Here is a 14,596-nt window from a genome sequence, read left to right as displayed (position 1 = left end):
GGTATTTATTCATGGAATTCACGCGTATTACATCCATTAAAGATCCATTGTTTGCCCAAATGCACAAGTTGATGCAGGAGATTTTCCCGCGGGAAGAAGTGCTTGACTTCCCCCTGTGGGAAGAACCACTGGAAGATCCGGGTATTCGGGTGTTCGTGGCTGTGCATGAGGGACAGGTTGTTGGAGCGACAGAGTACCGTTATTACGAGGATTGGAACGTAGCCATGACGGACTTTACGATTATTGGGCGTGAAGGTCTGGGGATCGGCAGTTTCCTGGCGAATCACCGCAAGCGTGATCTGCAAAAGCTGGCTGCAGCAAACGGGAAAGAATTGTTCGGTATGTTTGCCGAAATCTATAACCCTTATCTGAGTCAGGATCACGAGTTTGGCGGCATCAAGCCGATGGACCCGTATGTGCGTCGCGAAGTTCTGTCCCATCTGGGATATCAGCGTCTGGACTTCCCATATGTTCATCCATCCTGGCAAGGTGACGGCGAAGCAGTTGGCGGATTGGATCTGTGTTTTATGCCAGGCGATGAGTCCCTTGGTGAACTGCCAGCAAGCCTAGTGGCTGATTTCCTGAATCGATATTATGCAGTGCTTCCTAACAAACCACAAGAATGGCTTGCCATGGTAGAGCAATTGACTGCTCGCAAGTCGGTTGCGCTACTGCCGTTGTAAACTGGACGGGATAGAACATTAAATCATAGTGGCGTTGCAAGTACCTTGAAGAATGATGACAGATGCAAAAAGCCCGTAGAACAGGCCATTATTGGACCTGCTTTCTACGGGTTTTTTCTATTTAGTTCGAGGTTGAGATTGAGCCAATGTAAGTTGGTTTTAAAATATTTTCTTTAAGAAGTGGTGAATGAGCTCATGGATCTCTGTCACATGTGTTTCGAGAGCAAAATGCCCAGTATCAAGTAAATGCACTTCTGCAGATGGGATATCACGCTTATAAGCTAAAGCTCCAGCAGGAAGAAAAGCGGGATCATTTTTACCCCATACAGCTAGAAGAGGAGGTTGATAATTGCGGAAATAAGCCTGAAATTCAGGATAAAGATCCACGTTTGTTCTATAATCGAGGATTAAATCCAGTTGGATTTCTTCAGCTTCCGGGCGTGACATGTAGGCAATATCCAGTGAATATCCGTCTGGTGAAACAAGGCTAGCATCAGTTCCATGAAGATACTGAAAGTTACGGATAGTTTCGGGGGTTAAGGAATCACGACATGCTTCACGATTTTCAGGTGTTGGAGAGTGCCAATACATCTCCCAAGGTCCCCATGCGTCACTAAACCCTTCGACATATGCGTTGCCATTCTGACTAATAATGGCTTGAACTTGTTCCGGGTGAGCCACTGCCAAGCGATAACCGACAGGCGCCCCATAATCAAACACATACATTACATATTTCTTAAGAGCTAATGCTTCAGTGAAACCTTCAATAACTCGAAACAGGCTGTCAAATGTGAAGTCAAACTGACTACGGGGTGGAGTTGTTGTACGACCAAACCCAGCAAGATCAGGGGCAATGACACGATATTGTTCTGCCAGTTTGGGAATAAGGTCGCGAAACATATGACTAGAGGATGGAAACCCGTGTAATAGTAAAATAACTGGGCCATCCTTAGGCCCGGCTTCACGGTAAAAAACTTCGACATCTCCAACTTTCTGGTGCTGATAACTAATCTTCATTTTTTTACATCTCCTTCTGGATTCATTAAGAAGTCCAATATTATTTCTCTTACTTACTTGTACAACTGGTGATGACGTGTTTTTATTGTATAATTAAACTATTCATTTGAATAACGAATAGATTGAATACTAGCTATTTCAAATCAAAATACAAAAGGGTGAAAGATATGATAAATTCCTTAGAGGGTCGTTTTTTTCAGGCATTTATTGCTTTGCTTGAAGAGAAGAGTTTCAGCCGAGCTGGGGAGCGCTTAGGTTATGTCCAGTCCACAGTAACAACTCATATTCAACAGCTGGAGAAGATCTGCGGACAGAAGTTGTTTCATCGATTTCCACGAGGGGTGGAACCTACGGAAGCTGGAAAAGTATTTTCCAAATATGCTTATCAGTATGTCCACTTAAGTGAATCCCTTAAAGAAAGTATGAATGATATGAATCAGCCGTGCGGAACAATAAATATTAGACTACAGGAATCCTTTTTTCTTACACGCATGCTTCCATTTGTACAGGAATATACGAGAAACTTTCCAAGCGTAAATTTACGTGTTGAACAAGGGGCGCATCAAGATATTCTAAAAAGTGTGCTGGATTATGCCCTGGATTTTGGCATTGTTCCTCAAAACCCTGAGCGACATGACATTCTCTTTTATCCGATTATGGAAGAGACTATTGTTTTTGTTGCATCTGAGGATTTGGTTTGGAAAGTGGAAAGTGTAGGGGCGCAGATTCTAAATGACGAGGTGTTTATCAGTAACGGCACATCTTGTTTGTATCATACGACTGCTGTAGATGTTCTAAAGAGTGAAGGGATTGTGGTTAAGGATGCGTTAGAGCTTTCAAGTCTTGAGATGATCAAGGAACTTGTATGCTGTGGAAAAGGTTTTGCCTTGGTCCCTAAAATAGCGATCAAAAACGAACTAAAGATGGGTAGATTAAAAATTCTTCCTTTTACTTCTAAAATAAGCTTTACGCATGGTCTGATTGTTCATAAAAATCGAGAGCGTAGTTTTACTGCTGAAAGTTTCCAATCGGAACTACTGAAATATTTTAAAGAATATTGATCCATTAGCTCTTGTAGCCTTCTGAAATGGAAAAGGGTTGAATGCCGATTGTGTGTAATTCAAATAACGCACATGTTCATCCTTGTAGGATTGATCATGTACGTTATAAATGTGTAATCTTGAAGAAACTTCAGTACTTGGTGATTCACTATGAAGCTCTTTTTAGAATATTAGAAAAATAAAATCAGTTCGCGCCCTTTCGATCCGGGAGCTGGCTTAGATAACTGTTGGACAAGTGTGCAAGATCCAATGCCCGATCATATTGTTCCTTGGTTATAAACCGCGAAGGAGACACCTCATTGTTATTGGGTGTGGAGAATACTGAAGGTACCTTTTCCGCCGAAATCTTCGATATCTCTTCTGAAGGAACACCCGTCTGCTGTTGCTCGGCATCTTGTCTGCCCGCATCAGCTAGGGAATAATGCGTTCCGTCCCCGTATCCTTTCGCCGGTATGAAGAGAGAAGCATCGTTTAGCACGGAACCGGAAGGAAGATAATATCGTTCGGGTAGGAGATTTCCACCTTCATGTAACAAATCCTGTCCGAAGTGTAATTGGTCCTTCAGCGATACTCCGGTGAGTCCGGCAATCGTTGGCAGAATATCCACCTGGCCTCCGATCTGTTCCAGTTGTACACCGGGGGTAACGCCCGGGGCCGAGATAATGAGTGGAATATTAATCATATCTGCTGATGTGTATTCCCGACCATACAATTCTTTCATAAGGACTTTGTCATCCCGATCCAGTGAGTAAATGGGAAGCCCCAGGTGATCCCCGTACAAGACGAACAAGCTATTTTCCCATAATCCCCGTTGTTTCAATCCAGCAATCAACTGTCCAACCGCCTGATCCGCATAATGCTGTGATATCAGATAATCACCGGGCAACGTATCCTTGTAACGCTCTGGCAGCGTCAGCTTCACCTTGTTTTTAGGCAAAGTGTACGGGTGGTGGGCTGACATGGAGATGATATGGGCATAGAAGGGATCGCCCGAAGACTGCATGGATTCCAGCTTATCCAGTGTTTTGGAATACAGTACTTCATCCGAGGCCGAAAAGGCGATAGAGTCCTGTGTGCCGAAATAATTAATATCATAATACTGGTCGAATCCAAGCGCCTTGTATAACTGATCCCGATTCCAGAAACGAACATCATTTGTATGGAATGTAGCTGTCTGATATCCGTTTGCTGACATCAACTTGGGTAGACTCGGCAGAGCTTTATCCGCATATACAGTTGTTGCTGCCCCGTTCGGCGGGGTGTAGAACGACGTGTTCACAACAAATTCTGCATCTGATGTATTTCCCTGTCCCACTTGCTGATAGAAGTTCGGAAAATACAGGCTCTGTCTAGCCAATTGATTCAGATTAGGCGTAATCTCCTGTCCATCTACCTCTAATCCAATCAGAAAGTTCTGGAACGATTCCAACTGGAGCATAATCACATTGCGTCCGCTCGCGGCACCCTTCTCCACAATCGCAGGAAGTTCGGTCGTTTGTTTCAGCTGGTCGATGTCAGTCTGATCAATGTGAGCGATGGGCACAGGTTTATCAGGTCGATCCAGGATGGTATATGCCTCGTAACCGAGGATGCCCATCTGTTCTGCTTGTGTAAGCTCACTCATGCTGGCCCGATTGGGATAGATGTTAAGCATGCACAGGATCATGGACAAGGTCAGAATGACCGAGGCAACCCTTCTTCTGGCACGTCGTTCAAGCGGAATGCGGTTCGGACGTTCTGTACTCCCGAGCTTGATCCGACGACGAATGAGTATCCCCCCGATAATCAGAACGTCTGCAAAAATAAACAAATAATAGGGGTCAAGCAAAGAAAACATGCTGCTCTTGACCGAGGTCACCTGATTCACCTGTGCCAGCGCGTGATAGTTAACGATTACACCATAATATTTGTAGTACATGATGGCAGCAAAGAAAATCCCTGAGAGCAGCAAATTCATGGCAAGGTATATCCACATTCGCCGATTGGCAGCAAACCACTCAATTAGACAGAAGCCGATCCAGATGAGCGGCAATTCGGTCAGCAGTGGTTTCCAGACAGGGATGTCATCAAAGATAACAATCCAGGCCAGTGAACTTTTGATCATCATGATAATGGTAAAGAATATAAACGGTCCGCTTAGAAATCGGGTGAGTGAACTGCGTGACAAGGTACCGCCTTCCCTTCCGAAGTTTCATTTAACAAGTATTATCCTATCTCAGCATGGCTGTGTCAAAAATGAGAGCCTTTTACAATTGACGGCAAAAAACCTCTTCCATGCAGGAAGAGGTTTGAAAAAAACATGGGCTACTGCGATAAAAGCCAGATGCGACCCAATTTCGTTATTCTATAGTGTACGTTGTGACGTAAGAAGGTCTGGGGAACATGGTAGGCTTCTGTGCGGTCAGCCCTTCGCTAGTACTGCGGTTACGGTGAGCGTGACTATAAGCTTGGGATTCCTGCCAGCCTTTGAAATGTTCCTCCGACTGCCAGAGTGTAAGTACGACATATGTGTCATCTTTCAGAGGACGAAGCACACGAATACCAACAAAGCCAGGCTCGTCTTCTACCTTGCGGGCACGGTTCTTAAACCGTTCTTCGAAGTCGTTACGACCATCCTCTGTGACAGGGATATTGTTGAGAACAGCGTAACCACCGCCAGTCCAGGAGCCTGCGGCATCAAAAGCTTCATATGCGGCTACTTTATCATCAGACTCAATATTCATCAGGCGTTCTGCGGATTCAATAGCCAGACGCACGTGCTCTTCGCTTCGCAAAGTCAGATGCGGGTACGCAGCAAGTGCATCTGGAATCGGTGAAGGAACCAAATAGATATACATAGAAGCGGCCTCCTTATATAAATACAATCCATGTAAGTTAAACTATACGTTTACACGAGAACGCAGAGGACAGAAATAACCTGAAGAAGCGGAGTGTGCGCCTGAAAGCTTTCTGAAAGAAAGCTACATCGGAAGCATACGCTATCACCGGATTTTCCCCATTAAGGGGGGATCAAAAAAATCTGGGGATAACAGCGATCGGAAGGTTGTTCTGTCATCGGAGTGGCAAGTGTAACATTAACTAGTTCAACTTATATATCTCAACATAGCATATGGGATTGTGCGAGTCCAATCGGTTCACATGTATCGGACAGGTGGGCTAATTCCGAGCTGAGTAGTATAGGTTTGCCGCAATAGAAGATAAACAATGAATGACAAACACTGCAGTAATAATGAAAAAGGAAAGCGATATTCCGTCTAGCATAACTACGAGGATCCAAGCCAGAGCAAGACTGATAGTGGTCGCATTCCAGGAGAAGGCTTTTGCTCTCGTGATACAATAGAGGTACCGCTCATCCAGTCCGTTTTGCTTTTTTGCAATCAACCTTGTGAAAAAAATAATGAGTATTGCAAATAACAAACCAGCTACAATTCCACCGATCCCGATCATCCGATTCAGTAATTCAGAACTCAATATTCTCATCTCCTTCAAAAATAAATAATTCCTCGATCTGACAGCCAAATAATTGGGCAAGCTTGTGAGCAAGCACAAGAGAAGGTTTGTACTTTCCGGATTCCAACGATATGATGGTCTGCCTGGAGACCTTTAGCCGTTGAGACAGTTCTTCCTGTGTGATGTGCATATGTATTCGTTTGTCTCTGATTAGATTTTGCAAGTATATCCTCCCATAAGTAAAGTTCGCTTTACGTAAAGTTAACTTTACTTATGCGACGATGGATTGTCAATCTCTCTTTATAATATTTTCCACTTCTTCGAGGTGATGCTGTGTCCAAAAGCATATTTCATGATAAAGTATAATCACTACAAACAGAACGGGTGATCGTATGACAACAACAATTCGGATATCGGTTAGACCTTTGGTGGAGTATGTGTACCGCAGCGGCAGCATACGTCCAGGGTTCCGGACCAATGCCTCGATGCAGGAGGGAACTCGAATTCATCAGCGGGTACAGAAGGAGTACACCGAAGAGGATCTGAAAGAGATTGTGCTCGAAGCTGAGATTCAACATGGGGATCTGACCTATGTGGTGGAGGGACGATGTGATGGCCTGATCCGGTTGGAGGGTCAGTTGACGGTGGATGAGATCAAATCAACTGCGGGCAATCTGGATGATCTGGGTGAGGGGCTTCCCGTGCATTGGGCGCAGGCCATGATGTATGCCTACATGTACGCCGTTCAGCAAGATGAACCACGCATGCAAGTGCAGCTGACGTACCTGCATTCGGTAACTCATGAAGAAAGACGATTCCGCCGAATGGCAGAACGAGAGGAACTGGAGCAGTTTGCGGCAGAAGTAATTGCCGGTTATGCGCCATATGCAGAGATGATTGCTGCATATGAAGAAAAGCGTGATATCAGTGTGAAAGAGCTGCCGTTTCCTTTTCGCAAATACCGGGAGGGACAGCGGAAGCTGGCAGGAGCCGTGTACAAGACCATTCGTGAAGGCCAGGGATTGATGGCCAAAGCACCAACAGGCATTGGTAAAACGATGTCCGTGCTGTTTCCCACGGTCAAAGCGATTGGTGAAGGCGAAGCAAGCCGATTGTTCTATCTGACCGCGAGGACAACGACACGGGTGGCGGCAGAAGAAGCTTTTGCCCGGATGCAATCGGAAGGATTGAAGATGCATGTGATCAGTCTGACCGCGAAGGACAAAATTTGTTTTAAGGAAGAAGAAGCTTGTGATACGGGGCAATGCGGCATGTGTGAAGGGTATTATGACCGTATTAACGGTGCTGTGCTGGACATGCTGGAACATGAGACGTTGATGACACGTCCGGTCATCGAGCGGTATGCGCGCAAACATCGGGTGTGTCCGTTTGAGTTTTCACTGGATGCGGCGTATGCAGCCGATGCGGTGATCTGCGATTATAACTATATTTTCGATCCGAGGATCTCTCTGAAAAGAATGTTGGAGGAGCAGAAACGCAAGACGGTGTTATTGGTGGACGAGGCACATAATCTGGTTGATCGTGGCCGAATGATGTTTTCCGCTGAGCTGGAGAAGGCAGTATTTCTGGATGTGAAAAGAGAGTTCCAGTCGCTGGACAGCAGTGTGCCTGCTGCCAAAGCCATTGTTGACTACACCGGGGCCATTGATAAGTATCTGATTACCCTTCGGAAAAACGGTGGAGAAGAAGGAAAGATCATCCAGCAGGAAGCACCGGAGGAACTGATTGAACGGCTGGAGCCTTTTGTCATGGTCGCGGAGCAATGCCTTGTTGAAGGTGGCTCGGGGAATGCCGAGACGGATCAGCTGCTGTTGGATGCCTACTTCACGGCACAGAATTTCCTGCGCATTGCCAAGCTGTATGATGAACGTTTTATTACGTATGCAGAGTGTGTTCGAAGTGAAGTGAGAGTAAAGTTATTTTGTCTCGATCCTTCGGTACTGCTTCGTCAGACGGCCAAAGGATTCCGCTCCCTCATTCATTTCTCGGCCACATTGTCACCCCTTCGCTATTATCGGGATATGCTGGGTGCAGAGGAAGAGGATTATACATTGCAGATTCCATCACCATTTCAGCGGGAACAATTGGATGTAAGGCTTCTGCCCTTATCTGTGCGATATAAGGACCGGGAGCAATCCCGGCGCCCCATTGCAGAGATGCTGCAACAGCTGGTAAGTGAATGGCCGCGCAGCAATCTGATGGTCTTCTTCCCTTCCTACCCTTATATGCGCGAGATATACGAAACCTATGCACAACTTCCGAATGAAGCGGATACGGTCATACAAAAGCAAGGCATGAACGAACTGGAACGGGAGCAGTTTCTGGATGGTTTTCAACCCAATCCTGAACGAACACGCTTGGTGTTTGCCGTCATGGGTGGCGTATTCTCGGAGGGTGTCGATCTGCCGGGAGACCGCTTGAATGGCGTCGTTGTGGTAGGTGCGGGGTTGCCGCAGATTGGTCTGGAGAACAACGTATTACGTGATTACTATGATCGGACAGGACGCAACGGATTCAATTACGCCTATATTTTCCCGGGTATGAACAAGGTGCTGCAAGCGGGTGGACGGCTGATTCGGACGGAGGAAGACAGGGGTGTGCTGGTGCTGGTCGACGATCGTTTTATCCAAGAACCTTATCGTTCCCTGTTGCCCGAGGAGTGGCGGGACTACAAGCGAATTTGATGAAAGAACTATGAATGAAATGATGCATGTATATAAGTTGAACTAATCATTTACACGATAACGGAGAGGACAGAAAAAACCTGAAAAAGCGAAGCGTTCGCCTTTATTCTCGGATTTTCCCCTTCGAAAAAGGGAATCAAAAAATCTGGGGATAACAGCGATTGGAAGGTTATTCTGTCATCGTAGTGTCAGTGTAAATAATCTTTGTTCAGCTTATATAGCATATATTTTTCGATTTTCTTTCCTTTATATGATTGAAGGGTAGGGTGAAAGGGTTATAACTTGGTTAGCAACGAACGAACAACGGCGATTACCCTATCCGTTCCGCGGTCCGCTTCGAAAGCAATCAAGGAGGTCGGTTATAATGAAGAGGAATCATACCATGATGCAGTTTTTTGAATGGCACCTGGCTGCAGACGGAGATCATTGGAAGCGACTGGCTGAAATGGCCCCGGAACTGAAAGCCAAAGGCATTGACTCGGTATGGGTGCCACCCGTAACCAAGGCGGTGTCAGCAGAAGATACAGGTTATGGTGTATATGATCTGTACGATCTGGGCGAATTTGATCAAAAGGGTACCGTACGGACCAAATATGGCACCAAGCAGGAACTGGTGGAGGCCATTGCTGAGTGTCAGAAAAACGGAATCGCCGTCTATGTGGATCTGGTTATGAATCACAAGGCCGGAGCAGATGAGACGGAAGTGTTCAAAGTGATCGAGGTTGATCCCAATGATCGAACGAAGGAAATTTCTGAGCCGTTTGAGATTGAGGGCTGGACCAAATTTACATTCCCGGGTCGCGGGGATCAATACTCCTCTTTTAAATGGAACTCTGAACACTTCAACGGCACGGACTTTGATGCCAAGGGAGAACGAACAGGTGTATTCCGCATCGCAGGAGAGAATAAAAAATGGAATGAGAATGTCGATGATGAGTTTGGCAACTATGACTATCTGATGTTCGCCAATATAGATTATAACCACCCGGATGTTCGGCGCGAGATGATCGATTGGGGGAAATGGCTGATCGATACCCTCCAGTGTGGTGGGTTCCGGCTGGATGCGATTAAGCATATCAACCATGAATTCATTAAGGAATTCGCAGCAGAGATGATCCGCAAACGCGGTCAGGATTTCTACATCGTAGGCGAGTTCTGGAATTCAAACCTGGATGCATGTCGTGAATTCCTCGATACGGTAGACTATCAGATCGACCTGTTTGACGTGTCTCTTCACTACAAGTTGCATGAGGCTTCGCTTGCAGGTAGAGACTTTGATCTCTCCAAAATTTTTGATGATACCTTGGTTCAGACCCATCCTACCCATGCGGTAACTTTTGTAGATAACCATGACTCCCAACCTCATGAAGCGTTGGAATCATGGATTGGAGACTGGTTTAAGCCGAGCGCTTATGCGTTGACGCTATTACGTCGCGATGGTTATCCGGTTGTATTTTACGGGGATTATTATGGTATTGGTGGACCTGAACCTGTGGATGGCAAAAAAGAGATTTTGGACATTCTGCTGTCTGCCCGTTGCAACAAGGCGTATGGAGAGCAGGAAGATTACTTCGATCACGCGAATACGATTGGCTGGGTACGTCGTGGCGTAGAGGAAATAGAAGGTTCCGGTTGTGCAGTGGTCATCTCCAACGGGGATGACGGTGAGAAGAGAATGTTCATCGGAGAGCATCGTGCTGGTGAAGTCTGGGTGGATCTGACGAACAGCTGTGAGGATCAGATTACCATTGAGAAAGACGGCTGGGCCACCTTCCATGTGTGCGGTGGAGGCGTCTCGGTATGGGCTCTTCCTGAACAGAATGAGGACTGCGCTGACGCTGAGTAACGGCATGTGCCAGGCAGGATAAGAAAAGGTACACCGACCGCATAAAAACAGTATATAGATAGATCGTTATCGTTAAACCATCTGAACAGGAGAGCGAGCATACCTGTGTTCAGGTGGTTTTTTTGCATTTATCTAGGTACAACTAAAACTCCATCCTAACGAACCGAGGGCACCTTATTTGCACTGAATTAGCGTTATTGGCATTCTAACGAATCTCAGTAACCTTATTACTCTCAAAAACGATTGAAATAGCGCCAATTGGAGCAACATCACCAGATTAACGCGTTTGAGATTCGTTAGAATACTGGTAACTCGGATTTCAGCCTAATAAGGCCTCTCAGATTCGTTAGCTTAACGCGGGTTGAGGCTCGCCGCCATAGGCAAACGAATGACTGCTACAATTAAAAACATGAAATGAGAAAGAAACAGTTCGGTCCCACATCTTAATACATGGTACAATAATCCAAATATGGAGTGTTAGAAAACAAAATGAGAGAACGTAATAAGCGATATTCTTTGCAGAAGATTGGAGAAGAGGAGGGGCGGCATGAGTCCCAAAAGAGAGATGAACCGTTTCTTCCCGTTAGTCATGTACCTATGTGATAGCCGTGTGTCTGGGGGCTTGCAGTTTGGGACCAAACCAGGGGCCAGCGGGTGAACCGAAGCGAACCGATGAGTATACGTTGAATTCGGAGCGAAGAGATTTGAATGAGCGGGTTACGAAGAACCTTGAGTCTTTTCAGACGAACTCCCCAGATGATTATAATTTGACAGCAACGGTGGATGTGAGTCATGAATCCGGAGTTGATCGGATTACTTATGAGATTTTGGTGAATGAGGCTCGGGTGCCCATGGTTAATGTCATTCAATCCTTCACCCTCGATCCCAACATGATAAATCGAATAGATGCCGGAGAGTTATTTCATTCCAATGTGAGTAATACACACGAGATTAGTTTAGGGCCGGACAAGGAACCGCTTGGATTGAGTCTGAGCAGAAGTTATGTCTTGAAGCCCAAGGCGGAGATCGACAGCAATATCCTCCGGCGTTATGTAGATATGTATATCAAAATTTCCTATGGCCCAAATGATCAGCGAACGGAAGATTATTTTCACATCCATGCCAAGCCTTCTCCGAGAACGATTGAGTATAGAAGTCATGGGAGATAGTAAAATAGGAAAAAGCAGCGCATACCGGTTCCATCAGAGGAATCTGAGTAGACGCTGCCTGTTCATCTATCTGAATTGTAATGTTATCACTCTTCAAAATACTGATTCATCGTATCCCACATTCGATTGAACTCACTTCGTTCCATTGAAAATGCTCCAGGCTTTTCGGGTTTGTGGTTTTACCTACCCCAGTTCAAATGATTCCAACGTGCCAACCATCCGCAGATCATACTCGCGGTTGAATTGTTTCCGTTTGTCCGCATCCGCGTACTCGTCATGATAATGCATCAGTACGGTTTTCTGTCTCACTTCCGCGGGTAACTGCTCCAGATCCTTCAATGAAGTATGGGATTTGATGACCAGATCGTGCATATGACATTCATGGAAAATCAGCTGCACATCAGCGGCAACTTGCTCCACACGTTCCTGGTCGAGTGTACTGTCAGCACTGTAATAGAAGTAAGGTTTGGCGAGTAGCCCATTGCTGACCATACCGGGAACATGCTGTGTCCGAAACGTCTCAAACGTCACGCCGCCCAGTTCGAATGTGCCTCCATCTGGCAGGGGAACGACATCGTAGTAATCGCTCATGGTACGTTCACCATCCGTTGTGTAGCGCATGCCGGGGGATAGAATGTTCCAGAGCGGATCTACCAATTGTTCGTGGATGAACAGACGGGGTTTGCGGTCGCCTACGATCTGTGCGTAATAACCCAGCATCTGTACACCATTAATATGATCTTCATGCAAATGAGTAATGAACACGTTGTGGATATCGGTCATGGCGAATCCATATTCCTTGAGTGCTTTAGCATTTGATTCTGGAAAATCAATGACCAGATGCGTGTCTCCGAATTCAGCCAACATACTATTGTGGTGCTGCTCCACGCTGAACATATCTCCAGTGCCGAGAAAAGTGATTTTCAATTCATTTCATCTCCTTGTGTGATCTTCAGATCAGCATCCTTGCGTTAAATCCAGTATACCTTGTTCCCGAATATATGCCTAAATCAACCTTTTTTGATAACGCTATCATTTTATATTGAACTTTGATGATAAACAGTGTAGCGTAAAGATGGGAAGTGAACCCATATGAACGTAAACTCACCTAAAGGGAGCGTGCGAGGCGAATGAAATCTTTTCTGGATGAACAATTTTTGCTGCACAATGAAACGGCGATCAAGTTATATGAGGATTATGCCAAAGACATGCCGATTATTGATTATCATTGCCACCTCAGTCCTCAGGAGATCTACGAGAACAAAACCTTTGGCAATCTTACAGAGGCTTGGTTATACGGTGATCACTATAAGTGGCGGCTCATGCGCGCAAACGGAATTGAAGAGCAATATGTGACCGGCGGCGAGGGAGTAACCGATTACGATCGTTTCATGGCTTATGCCAAAACGGTACCGATGATGATTGGTAATCCACTGTACGCCTGGTCTCATCTGGAATTACAGCGATATTTCGGCGTCTACGAAGTATTGAATGAGACAAGCGCACCGGCCATCTGGGAAAAAGTAAATGCCAAACTGAACAGTGACGGATTCGGTGCACGCGATCTGATTACCAAATCCAATGTCACTGTTGTGTGCACAACCGATGATCCAACGGATTCTCTGGAGTATCATCTGAAAATTCAGGAAATCGAAGGCTTTGATACGGCGGTATTACCTTCTTTCCGCCCGGATAAAGGCTTGGAATTGAACCGGGATACCTTCGTGGAATGGGTGGGCAAGCTGTCGCAGGCATCTGGCACTGCCATTTCAGATTATGAATCCTTCCTTGCTGCGCTGGAGTCACGTGTGGAATTTTTCCATTCCGTCGGCGGCAGAGTCTCTGACCATGCACTTGATTATGTTCCTTACGGCGTGGCTACACGCGAAGAAGCAGCTGCCATCTTTGCAAAGGTAATTGCGGGTCAGAAGGTAACTCGTGAGGAAGAGGACAAGTACAAGACGGTAACGCTGACGTTCCTTGGCAAACTGTATGCAGATCGGGGCTGGGTGATGCAGTTCCACATTAATGCAGCCCGTAACAACAACACACGGATGTTTGCCAAACTTGGGCCGGATACTGGTTACGATGCCGTGAATGATACGCCGCTTTCCGCAGCGATGATTGGATTGCTCGACGCGTTGGAGCAGCAACAAGCACTGCCCAAAACGATTCTGTATTCTCTGAATCCAAGGGACAATGAAGTGCTCGCGGCGATCATCGGCAGCTTCCAGGGCGGGGGCATTCCGGGCAAAATCCAGCTTGGTGCCGCCTGGTGGTTCAATGATACGAAGGATGGCATGCTCGCTCAGATGAAAGCCCTGGCGAATGTTGGTCTGCTCAGCCGTTTTGTTGGCATGCTGACCGATTCACGCAGCTTCCTGTCCTACACCCGGCATGAGTATTTCCGTCGTCTCGTCTGCAACCTCATCGGTGAATGGGCCGAACAAGGGGAGGCACCGCAGGATATGGAGCTGCTCGGTCAGATCGTACAGGGCATAGCCTACAACAATGCAAAAGAGTATTTCCCGTTTGCCTCAGTGCCTAAAACAGTCTCTGCTTCACAGTCCTGATGAGTAACAAACGCACCTAATCATGCAATTTATAAAATAAGAAAGTTCTTTTGTGTCTACTTTTCAATCGTAATAAAATGCTCCCCTTCCTT

Annotated in this window: 12 protein-coding genes; 6 read left to right on the top strand and 6 right to left on the bottom strand. The window is 46.1% G+C overall.

Annotated features, from left to right (window positions below):
- Nucleotides 1–11: 11 nt before the first annotated feature.
- Entirely contained in the window at nucleotides 12–683 is a 672-nt protein-coding gene (locus tag MHH92_RS28445) for a hypothetical protein (RefSeq protein WP_047840815.1), read from the top strand.
- 159 nt (nucleotides 684–842) lie between these two features.
- Here MHH92_RS28445 and MHH92_RS28440 read toward each other — a convergent pair whose 3' ends face one another.
- Nucleotides 843–1,700 carry an alpha/beta fold hydrolase gene (locus tag MHH92_RS28440; protein WP_036667906.1) on the bottom strand — a complete coding sequence of 286 codons (858 nt, stop codon included), beginning with the start codon at nucleotides 1,698–1,700 and terminating at the stop codon, nucleotides 843–845.
- 167 nt (nucleotides 1,701–1,867) lie between these two features.
- Here MHH92_RS28440 and MHH92_RS28435 point away from each other — a divergent pair, with 167 nt between their 5' ends.
- Nucleotides 1,868–2,761: a LysR family transcriptional regulator gene (locus tag MHH92_RS28435; RefSeq protein WP_340907377.1), complete on the top strand. Its 894-nt coding sequence runs from the start codon at nucleotides 1,868–1,870 to the stop codon at nucleotides 2,759–2,761.
- Nucleotides 2,762–2,945: 184 nt separating this feature from the next.
- Here MHH92_RS28435 and MHH92_RS28430 read toward each other — a convergent pair whose 3' ends face one another.
- From MHH92_RS28430 to MHH92_RS28415, 4 genes are all read right to left on the bottom strand, one after another.
- A complete protein-coding gene (locus tag MHH92_RS28430) occupies nucleotides 2,946–4,928 on the bottom strand; it encodes an LTA synthase family protein (RefSeq protein WP_340907376.1) in 1,983 nt (660 codons plus the stop codon).
- 172 nt (nucleotides 4,929–5,100) lie between these two features.
- On the bottom strand, nucleotides 5,101–5,598 hold the full coding sequence (locus MHH92_RS28425; RefSeq protein WP_036612926.1) for an antibiotic biosynthesis monooxygenase family protein: 498 nt from the start codon (nucleotides 5,596–5,598) through the stop codon (nucleotides 5,101–5,103).
- A gap of 319 nt (nucleotides 5,599–5,917) precedes the next feature.
- Complete coding sequence (locus MHH92_RS28420) at nucleotides 5,918–6,232, bottom strand: hypothetical protein (protein WP_051447287.1); 315 nt, start codon at nucleotides 6,230–6,232, stop codon at nucleotides 5,918–5,920.
- Complete coding sequence (locus MHH92_RS28415; protein ID WP_036612923.1) at nucleotides 6,222–6,434, bottom strand: helix-turn-helix transcriptional regulator; 213 nt, start codon at nucleotides 6,432–6,434, stop codon at nucleotides 6,222–6,224. Before MHH92_RS28415 ends, MHH92_RS28420 begins: the two co-directional genes overlap by 11 nt.
- 169 nt (nucleotides 6,435–6,603) lie before the next feature.
- Here MHH92_RS28415 and MHH92_RS28410 point away from each other — a divergent pair, with 169 nt between their 5' ends.
- The 3 genes from MHH92_RS28410 (at nucleotide 6,604) to MHH92_RS28400 (ending at nucleotide 11,931) form a co-directional block, all read left to right on the top strand.
- Nucleotides 6,604–8,916 carry an ATP-dependent DNA helicase gene (locus MHH92_RS28410; protein ID WP_340907370.1) on the top strand — a complete coding sequence of 771 codons (2,313 nt, stop codon included), beginning with the start codon at nucleotides 6,604–6,606 and terminating at the stop codon, nucleotides 8,914–8,916.
- Nucleotides 8,917–9,280: 364 nt separating this feature from the next.
- Complete coding sequence (locus MHH92_RS28405) at nucleotides 9,281–10,762, top strand: alpha-amylase (protein WP_340907369.1); 1,482 nt, start codon at nucleotides 9,281–9,283, stop codon at nucleotides 10,760–10,762.
- A gap of 629 nt (nucleotides 10,763–11,391) precedes the next feature.
- Nucleotides 11,392–11,931, top strand: a complete 540-nt coding sequence (locus MHH92_RS28400) for a hypothetical protein (RefSeq protein ID WP_340907368.1) — start codon at nucleotides 11,392–11,394, stop codon at nucleotides 11,929–11,931.
- A 183-nt stretch (nucleotides 11,932–12,114) separates the two neighbouring features.
- Here MHH92_RS28400 and MHH92_RS28395 read toward each other — a convergent pair whose 3' ends face one another.
- The gene (locus MHH92_RS28395) at nucleotides 12,115–12,858 is read right to left on the bottom strand and encodes an MBL fold metallo-hydrolase (RefSeq protein ID WP_340907366.1); all 744 of its coding nucleotides are present in this window, start codon (nucleotides 12,856–12,858) and stop codon (nucleotides 12,115–12,117) included.
- A gap of 203 nt (nucleotides 12,859–13,061) precedes the next feature.
- Between MHH92_RS28395 and uxaC the strand changes: the two genes are divergently transcribed.
- Nucleotides 13,062–14,504, top strand: a complete 1,443-nt coding sequence (gene uxaC / locus MHH92_RS28390; protein WP_340907364.1) for a glucuronate isomerase — start codon at nucleotides 13,062–13,064, stop codon at nucleotides 14,502–14,504.
- Nucleotides 14,505–14,596: the final 92 nt, after the last annotated feature.

Origin of the sequence: Paenibacillus sp. FSL M7-1414 (assembly GCF_038003195.1) — a bacterium.
Classification (GTDB): Bacteria; Bacillota; Bacilli; order Paenibacillales; family Paenibacillaceae; genus Paenibacillus; species Paenibacillus amylolyticus.
The sequence above is the reverse complement of the archived record's forward strand: the minus strand, read 5'-3'. Positions and strand labels throughout refer to the sequence as shown.

Bases quoted from the DNA above. Each gene is read 5' to 3' on its own strand.
- MHH92_RS28435 (WP_340907377.1), top strand. From the start codon at position 1,868: ATGATAAATTCCTTAGAGGGTCGTTTTTTTCAGGCATTTATTGCTTTG.
- MHH92_RS28440 (WP_036667906.1), bottom strand. From the start codon at position 1,700: ATGAAGATTAGTTATCAGCACCAGAAAGTTGGAGATGTCGAAGTTTTT.
- MHH92_RS28445 (WP_047840815.1), top strand. From the start codon at position 12: ATGGAATTCACGCGTATTACATCCATTAAAGATCCATTGTTTGCCCAA.
- MHH92_RS28410 (WP_340907370.1), top strand. From the start codon at position 6,604: ATGACAACAACAATTCGGATATCGGTTAGACCTTTGGTGGAGTATGTG.
- MHH92_RS28405 (WP_340907369.1), top strand. From the start codon at position 9,281: ATGAAGAGGAATCATACCATGATGCAGTTTTTTGAATGGCACCTGGCT.
- uxaC (WP_340907364.1), top strand. From the start codon at position 13,062: ATGAAATCTTTTCTGGATGAACAATTTTTGCTGCACAATGAAACGGCG.
- MHH92_RS28425 (WP_036612926.1), bottom strand. From the start codon at position 5,598: ATGTATATCTATTTGGTTCCTTCACCGATTCCAGATGCACTTGCTGCG.